Here is a 2,353-nt window from a genome sequence, read left to right as displayed (position 1 = left end):
CGCCCGGTCAGCGCCCCCTCCCCCGGCCCCTCCCCCGCAAGCGGGAGAGGGGAGAGTAGTTACGCCAAATCATCCAAAAAGGGTCATAAATAACGGTTGTCCTGCAACCGCAGCGTCATACTTCATGGGCACGCTGTTGTCACTAGGCCAAAAGGTCAGGATTATGGAAACCCCAGGTACCCTCTTCTGCTTCGCCCACCGCGGCTACCGCCAGCGGGCCACTGAAAACACCCTGCAGGCCATAGAGCACGCACTGGAATTCGATATCGACGGTATCGAGATCGATATCTGGAATGTCGGCGGCCAGATACTGGTCAAACACGACCGCCGCCTGGGCCGCCTGATCGCCGGCAGCGAGCTGCTCACGGAAATGTGCCCCAACGCCCTGCGCGAAAAACTGCTGCCCTGCGGCGGCCGTATTCCCACATTGCGCGAAGTGCTGGAGCTGGTGGCCAACAACATTCAGCTCAATATCGAAATCAAGGGCCCCAACTGCGCCGCACTGGTGGCGCGGGAACTGGAATCCTACGTGCGCGACAACGGCGCCTGTTTCGAGCAGTACCTGATCTCCTCCTTCGACCACCGACAGGTCTACGAGAGCCTGCAGCTACTGCCGGAAGTCCGCCGCGGCGCCCTCCTCGCCGGCATCCCCCTGGACCTCGCCGCCTGCGCCGAATCCCTCAAAGCCTACTCCATGCACCTGAGCCTGGAATTCGTAGACGCGGACCTGATCGCCGACGGCAAGCGGCGCGGGCTGAAAAACTACGTGTACACGGTCAACAACAAAGAAGACCTGCACCTCATCGCCGCCATGGGCGCCGACGGCGTGTTTACCGACGAACCGCAGATGGTTATGGATTACAACGCAGGGGTTACTGCGGAGATGTTGATGCAGCAGCAGGGGCAGGCGAGTGATAGGGATTTGCCGCAGGCTCAATAAGCCCTGCTACTGAGCGTACAGGAATTCCTTTCCTTCCGACCCGGCAGTCCATCACTTCGACTCCATCGACGCGCGCCCCGCCTTGAGGTCAGCCAGGGCTTCCCGGGAGATTGGGACACCCATCGGGGGCCGTGGCTTCCCGGGAGATTGGGACACCCATCGGGGGAGATTGGGACACCCATCGGGGGCCGTCAGATTCTTGCGTCAGATTCTTGGACACCCATCAGGCAGATTCTTGGACACCCATCAGGAGATGGCTCACTGATCAGCTCTGAATTCGATTACCGTTGGTTGTTCGGCGTGCAGGCGACCTGGACACACCGGCAAATCAAGCTGGCCGTAGCCAGCGCCTTCGACGTATTCCCAGCCGCCTACGGTCCTCGCGACTGAAGCGTTCCGACACCGCCGCCATCGCCGGGCGCCGGGGTGTAACGCTCAGTCCTCCCCCCCGCGCCGGGCACCGCTTACCGCGTGACGCCCCTCAGTGGCCGCTGGATCCGCCTGCGCGCTGGATCGAGCCTCCATCACCCGCAACAGGTTCAGCTCTATCCAGTCCGCCAGATCGGCCACCTTTCCCGCCACCTCCTCCCCCATAGGCGTCAGGCTGTACTCCACGAATGGCGGCACCACCGGGTGGGACACCCTCGATACGAAGCCGTCACGAGCCAGTGCCTGCAGGCTCTGCGCCAGCATCTTCTCACTGACACGCCGATCTTCCGGCGCAGTTCGCTGAAGCGGTGCGTACCGCTGCGCAGTGCGATCAGGATCAGCACCCCCCAGCGGCTGCTCACATGATTAAGCACCTCGCGGGAGGGACAGGGCGCGGCGAACAAGCATCCCCGCCCGAAACGCTCGCTCAGGCCAATCGGCGGTTCCGCATCCAGCTTCTTGTTCATGGTACTTACCTTTTTGTGCGTACTTACTAGAAGTTAGCATGAGCGTTAGACTGGGTCCACTGATTTATTACACACTCAAAAAGCAAAGGAGATAGACGATGATTGTGGTAACTGGTGCATCCGGCCAACTGGGCCGGCTGGTGATCGCCGAGCTGCTCAAGTCCGTACCCGCCGCCGAACTGGTCGCGGCCGTGCGCAATCCGGATAGCGTGGCTGACCTGGCCACTCAGGGCGTAGAGGTGCGCAAAGCCGATTACAATGAGCCGGCCACGCTCGAGGCGGCATTCGAAGGGGCGGACAAAGTGCTGCTGATCTCCTCCAGCGAGGTCGGCCAACGAGCGCCTCAGCACGCCAACGTAATCGAAGCGGCGAAAAAGGCCGAAGTGGGGCTGCTGGTCTACACCAGCATCCTGCACGCCGACACCACCCCGCTGCCGTTGGGGCTGGAGCATCGGCAGACCGAAGCGAAACTGGCCGGGTCCGGCCTCCCCCACGCGATCCTGCGCAACGGCTGGTA

General features: G+C 62.1%; 3 protein-coding genes. 2 read left to right on the top strand and 1 reads right to left on the bottom strand.

Annotated elements, in window-relative coordinates; translation table 11 throughout:
* Window positions 1-163 precede the first annotated feature (163 nt).
* Window positions 164-940 (top strand): glycerophosphodiester phosphodiesterase, encoded by a 777-nt coding sequence (locus ACRC0P_RS06810; protein ID WP_438629212.1) that lies wholly within the window; start codon window positions 164-166, stop codon window positions 938-940.
* 435 nt (window positions 941-1,375) lie between these two features.
* On the opposite strand, the gene ACRC0P_RS06805 is transcribed toward ACRC0P_RS06810, so the two are convergent.
* Window positions 1,376-1,720, bottom strand: coding sequence for a winged helix-turn-helix transcriptional regulator (locus ACRC0P_RS06805; protein ID WP_438629214.1), 345 nt, complete (start codon window positions 1,718-1,720; stop codon window positions 1,376-1,378).
* Between the two features lie 214 nt (window positions 1,721-1,934).
* Between ACRC0P_RS06805 and ACRC0P_RS06800 the strand changes: the two genes are divergently transcribed.
* On the top strand, window positions 1,935-2,353 hold a 419-nt coding region (locus ACRC0P_RS06800), incomplete at its 3' end, for an NAD(P)H-binding protein (protein WP_438629210.1).

This window comes from Microbulbifer sp. (assembly GCF_051659245.1).
Classification (GTDB): domain Bacteria; phylum Pseudomonadota; class Gammaproteobacteria; order Pseudomonadales; family Cellvibrionaceae; genus Microbulbifer.
The sequence above is the reverse complement of the archived record's forward strand: the minus strand, read 5'-3'. Positions and strand labels throughout refer to the sequence as shown.

Bases quoted from the DNA above. Each gene is read 5' to 3' on its own strand.
- ACRC0P_RS06810 (WP_438629212.1), top strand. From the start codon at position 164: ATGGAAACCCCAGGTACCCTCTTCTGCTTCGCCCACCGCGGCTACCGC.